3 protein-coding genes are annotated in these 5281 nt (G+C 49.9%); 1 reads left to right on the top strand and 2 read right to left on the bottom strand.

The window, feature by feature from the left end; translation table 11 throughout:
• Positions 1 to 387: 387 nt before the first annotated feature.
• Positions 388 to 1908 carry a UDP-N-acetylmuramoyl-L-alanyl-D-glutamate--2,6-diaminopimelate ligase gene (locus FC99_RS05845; protein WP_048733821.1) on the bottom strand — a complete coding sequence of 507 codons (1521 nt, stop codon included), beginning with the start codon at positions 1906 to 1908 and terminating at the stop codon, positions 388 to 390.
• Positions 1909 to 1928: 20 nt separating this feature from the next.
• Positions 1929 to 3440, bottom strand: coding sequence for a lysine--tRNA ligase (gene lysS, locus FC99_RS05840; protein ID WP_048733824.1), 1512 nt, complete (start codon positions 3438 to 3440; stop codon positions 1929 to 1931).
• Between the two features lie 258 nt (positions 3441 to 3698).
• On the opposite strand from lysS, the gene FC99_RS05835 reads away from it, so the two are divergent.
• Positions 3699 to 4880 (top strand): MFS transporter, encoded by a 1182-nt coding sequence (locus FC99_RS05835; protein ID WP_048733826.1) that lies wholly within the window; start codon positions 3699 to 3701, stop codon positions 4878 to 4880.
• The last annotated feature ends 401 nt before the right edge of the window (positions 4881 to 5281 follow it).

Below are 5281 nucleotides of genomic sequence, written 5' to 3'. Positions count from 1 at the left end.
CCTTCGCCTTACCGGTCGGCAGATATGGGCTGGAACGGTGCGGACGCAACTTGAAGCCTCGAAAACCGCGAGTCTTCAAGCTTGGTCGTTCTACTAAGCCAGTAGGAAAGTCACCTACTGACTAAGTAGAACGACGCGCCTGAGCCCATCTCTGCCGACCTCTCGGCTAACATGGTTCTCTTGGCAACGACCATGGGAGTCATTGTTCGTTACGCCGCAAAGCTTGTAGCGCACGTGATTTTCGACAACAGTTGGAGAGTCCGCGCTGTGGCGGGAGAAAAATTTGTCAGTTGAGACGATTGCTACTGAGCTCAGCCTAAGTTGTACTAAAAAAGCGTTACGCGTGGGATCAAATCCCACACGTAACGCTTTTTAAACACAGAATTTTTAGTTTTCATCCGCCAAACCATCGATGACCTCTTGGGCCACGACTGGATCGGAAGGATAGGGGGTGTCGACCCCGTTGATTTTTTGATAGGCATCCTCACCTTTGCCGGCCAGAACGACTAAATCGTCATTGGTGGCACTAGCGATGGCGTGTTGGATGGCGTCCTCACGCCGTGGAATGATGGTCACACTGACCTTATTGTGGTCGATGTGACTATCGATCTCCTTGGCAATGGCGATCGGGTCTTCGTGACCCGGATCATCCGTCGTCAGGAATGCCGTGTCGGCGTAGTCGTTCAGCGCCTTAGCGAAACCTTCACGCCGGTCTTCCCCTTTGTCTCCAGTGCTCCCGAGCACCGCCGTAATGTGGTGATCCGGAAATTGGGTGTGGAGGAAGCTCAACAGCGCGTTCATGCTGCCCCAGTCGTGAGCGTAGTCGATGTAGATCGTTCCGTGATTCTTCGTGGTCATCGATTCCATTCGACCGGGAATGCTGGTGTTTGCCAGTCCAGCTTGCATGTCCGCCACGGACGCCCCAGCCAAGCGACTGGCCAGAATGGTCGCCGTCGCATTGCTCTGGTTGAAGTCGCCGGGCACGGAAACGTTGTAGGACGTTGCGAGTTCGGCTAGCCGGTCATCTTCTGAATGGACCGTTAAGCCGAATTGACTGTCCGTCAACGTTGCTTCACTACTGGTGATCGAGAGCGTTGCCGCATCCTGATTGAAACCGTAAGTGAAGATATTTTCCGGTGCCGTCGAAACCTTTGCCGCCGCGTAGACTTCTTCAAAATGGTCCATGTCCGCGTCCACGATGCAGGCCCGTGAATTGAGCATCAACTGCATTTTGCAGAAGAGGTAGTTGGCAAAGTTCGGGTGTTCGTTGATCCCAATGTGATCGGGCGAGATGTTGAGGAAAATTCCGACATCAAATGTCAACCCGTACACGCGGTCTAGCAGGTAAGCCTGGGAGGCCACTTCCATGACCAGCACCTTTTGGCCGTTGTCGACCGCTTGGCGCATTTCGTGAAAGAGGTCGAAAGATTCTGCCGTCGTCAAATGGGCGCGGTATTGGTCTTCCGGCTTGGGACCAATGATGTGGTTAATGGTCGAGAACATCGCCACCTGTTGGGGGAAAGTCCGACTCAAGATGTTCGTCGTCAGGTACGTCGACGTCGTTTTCCCCTTGGTGCCGGTATAGCCGATCACAAATAAATCGTTTTGCGGGAAGCCAAAGTACAATTGGGCAGCTAAGGACAACGCCTTACGCACGTCAGTCACCAAGATGACCGGCACGTCGACGCCATAGTCCTTTTCAGCCAAGTAGGCAATGGCCCCATTGCTGATGGCCGACTGTAAGTAGTCGACTGAGAAATTGAAGCCCTTGCAGACGAAGAGGCCGTTGGCGCTGGCCTTGCGAGAATCGTACGCTAACGATGCAAAGTCGACGTCGTCTGAATTTAGCGTGGTGCTCAGGAATAGATTATGCTCCTGCAACAACGCAATCAGCTGGTTTGCTCTCATTCAATTGCCCCTTTTCGTGATTAATCGTTGGGCCGCATAGTTGGGAACAGCATCACGTCGCGGATGGAAGCTGCATCGGTCAGCAGCATCGTCATCCGGTCGATCCCGATACCCAGACCACCAGTAGGCGGCATACCGTATTCCATGGCTTCAATGTAATCATTGTCGATCCCATGGGCTTCTTCGTTACCGGCGGCGCGTTCTGCGTCTTGGGCTTCGAACCGTTGCTTTTGGTCGATAGGGTCGTTTAATTCAGTAAAGGCGTTACCGTATTCGTTACCATCAATGTAAAGTTCGAACCGGTCGGTGAAACGAGGGTCCTTCGGGTTCTTCTTGGCTAATGGTGAAATTTCAACGGGGTGACCGTAGATAAACGTTGGGTTAACCAGGTTATCTTGAACCTTTTCTTCGAAGAAGGCGTTGATGATGTGGCCGACCTTCCAGTAAGGTTCGCAGTGAATGCCATTTTCTTCAGCTAACTTCTTAGCGTCGTCGTCAGACATTGGTTGCCAGAAGTCGATGCCAGTAGCGTCCTTAACGGCGTCAACCATGTGGACCCGTTTGAATTCGGAATCCAGGTCGATGTTCTTGCCTTGGTAGGAAACTTGGCCAGAACCGTTAACCTTGTTGGCGACGAAACGGAAGATGTTTTCAGTTAAGTCCATCACGTCCGTGTAGTCAGCGTAGGCGGTATAGACTTCGACCATGTTGAATTCAGGGTTGTGCCGTAAGTCGGTCCCTTCGTTCCGGAAGTCCTTGCCCAATTCGTAGACCTTTTCCATCCCGCCGACAATCAGGCGCTTCAGGTAAAGTTCCGTGGCGATCCGCAGGTATAACGGAATGTCAAAGGCGTTGGATTGGGTGACAAATGGCCGTGCTTCGGCCCCACCGGCCTCCGTCTGTAGGACAGGGGTGTCAACTTCCAAGTAACCTTCGCTGTCCAGGTATTCACGGATAGCCTTCTTGATTTGGGTGACCTTGATAAACCGATCGAAGCTATCTTGGTTGGCGATCAAGTCCAGGTACCGTTGACGGTAAATGGTTTCAGGGTTCGTCAGACCGTGGTACTTGTCTGGTAATGGCCGTAAAGCCTTGGATAAGAATTCAAAGTCAGTGAAGCGCAGGGTCAAAGCACCGGTATTCGTCTTGATGACGTAACCCTTAGCGCCAATGAAGTCCCCTAAGTCGAGCGTCTTGTAAAGGGCGTACTTGTCTTCGCCCAGTTCATCTTGCCGTGCGTAGCCTTGGACAACACCAGTTCTATCGAGTAAATCGATGAAGCCGGCCTTGCCGCTACCACGCTTACCGGTAATCCGACCCGCAACAGCAACGTAATGTTTGTCTTCCATCAACTCTTCTTTGTCGTACTTGTCGTATTTTTCCTTGAGCGACTTGCTGTCGTCAGTTCTATCGAAGCGGTGACCGAAAGGCGCGATGCCCTGTTCTTGTAGATTGTTCATTTTGTCCCGACGAACCTGCATTTGATCATTCAGATCGGTCGGCGTGGCATTATTGTTTTTGCTGTTACCCATGTTGTGTCCTCCTATTAAGTATTGATTCAAAAGTTCAATGAATCCAGACCTCCCTTAAATTTAGTTGATTTTGATGTAATAAGCAAGCCATAAAGGGGGATTGATTGAATGAAGACGCTTACAAAATAATGACCATTTTGTTTTCATCATTTTCCGCCGAAATGGTCGGACAGATTTCCATTCCACCCTTTCGAGGCCCCCGGGAAACATGATAGACTTAGCACAACTAGTCAGAAAAGAGGGGACGGAGATAGAGTCATGTTAAAACTGATGCGAAAAATGTGGCCGTTACTTCTATTAGGGTTCTTGGTGAATACCGCCTATAGTGTCATGTGGCCACTCACCACGATTTACCTTCACGGCGACCTACACTTAAATCTGGTTCAGAGCGGCATCATCTTAGCCGCGTATTCCGGATGCAACGTCCTGGGGGGCTACCTTGGCGGCGTGCTGACGGATCATTACTCGGCACGAACCGTGGGGGTCGGTATGCTATTGGGACTGATCGGCGATGCGGTCATTGGTTTCTTTTGGAATGGCATCATTGCCTACCCGATAGTCCTGGTCATCTTCGGTCTGTTGACCGGGGGCATGCTGACCCTAATTACGGCAATGACCGCTCAGCTGAGTCATTTGGACGGCCGCCTATTTAATCTACTATATATATTCATTAACGTGGGGCTAGTTGTGGGGACAGCTAGCATTGGCGTGCTCTACCATAATAGTTTGAAACCGATCTTTGCGCTATTGCTGAGTTGTTACGTCCTCGCCACTATTCTGTGGGGGTGGCGTGCAGGCAGCTTCGAACGGCAGTCGGCTGGGCAAACGCCACGGGCAGCGAGCTCGTCCGGGGCTACCGTGCCAGATGTCCGGGGGAAGCTGTTACGTGGTAGCCTGGTGATCGTACTCTTAAGCCTAGCATTCATGTGGATTACCTATGCACAATGGATGAGTAACGTGTCAGTTTACATTCAAAATGAGGGGTTGGGTATCAAACTGTACAGCTACCTTTGGGTGTACAACGGTATCCTCTTAATTGTCGTCCAAGCTTTAATGGCTAAAGTCAGTCGTAGTAAGGTGTTACCTTGGCAGATTCTGGGTGGATTAGTAGCAATTGGTGGCTCGTTTCTTCTATTAACTAGTACTTCTGGTGTCGGCGTCTTATTTGCCGCAATGACCTTACTTACGGTGGGGGAGGCGGTCTACGTTCCAGGAGTCCCCGCCCTGATCAATTTGTATACGGTGGGGAACGAAGGTCGTTACCAAGGATTGGTCAATGCCTTTTCTTCATTAGGGAAGGCGTTAGGTCCAGTTATTGGTGGGATGGTTATCGCGCAGTTTACGTCGTTTTCACTGCTGTTCTTAATTTGCGCGGTGGTGAATGGCGTGGTTGCTGCTATATTTTTAGTTGGCGTGGTACCAGCGCTGAAGATGAAGTGATTTGTGAAACGAACTATCTCCAGGCGTGCCCTGGCAAAACGACCGGTGAACTCGGTCGTTTTTTCTTATTTTCATAGTTGCCATTCGTCTTTGAAAATAGTTTACATTTTTCGCGGATTTTAGTTGACGTGGTGGTCTGTGGTTGGTATAGTTATATACGTTGTCACGGCGATTAACCAACTAGACCAATTCGAAAGATTGAAAATAGTTGTTGACAGTTATGATGACAAAATGTTATATTAATTAAGTTGTCGCGTTTCGGCAGCACATCAACGAGAAACGTTGTTAAATCAAACTTCTTGTTGACATCGTATTGTTTAAATGATATGATGATTAAGTTGTTTGCGAGAGTAAATAACTTGGTAGACCTTTGAAAACTGAACATTGTTTCGACAAACCAA

Origin of the sequence: Levilactobacillus koreensis JCM 16448, assembly GCF_001435525.1 — a bacterium.
GTDB lineage: Bacteria > Bacillota > Bacilli > Lactobacillales > Lactobacillaceae > Levilactobacillus > Levilactobacillus koreensis.
The sequence above is the reverse complement of the archived record's forward strand: the minus strand, read 5'-3'. Positions and strand labels throughout refer to the sequence as shown.

Excerpts from the sequence above, each read along its gene's own strand:
- FC99_RS05845 (WP_048733821.1), bottom strand. The coding sequence starts at position 1,908 with ATGAGAGCAAACCAGCTGATTGCGTTGTTGCAGGAGCATAATCTATTC.
- lysS (WP_048733824.1), bottom strand. The coding sequence starts at position 3,440 with ATGGGTAACAGCAAAAACAATAATGCCACGCCGACCGATCTGAATGAT.
- FC99_RS05835 (WP_048733826.1), top strand. The coding sequence starts at position 3,699 with ATGTTAAAACTGATGCGAAAAATGTGGCCGTTACTTCTATTAGGGTTC.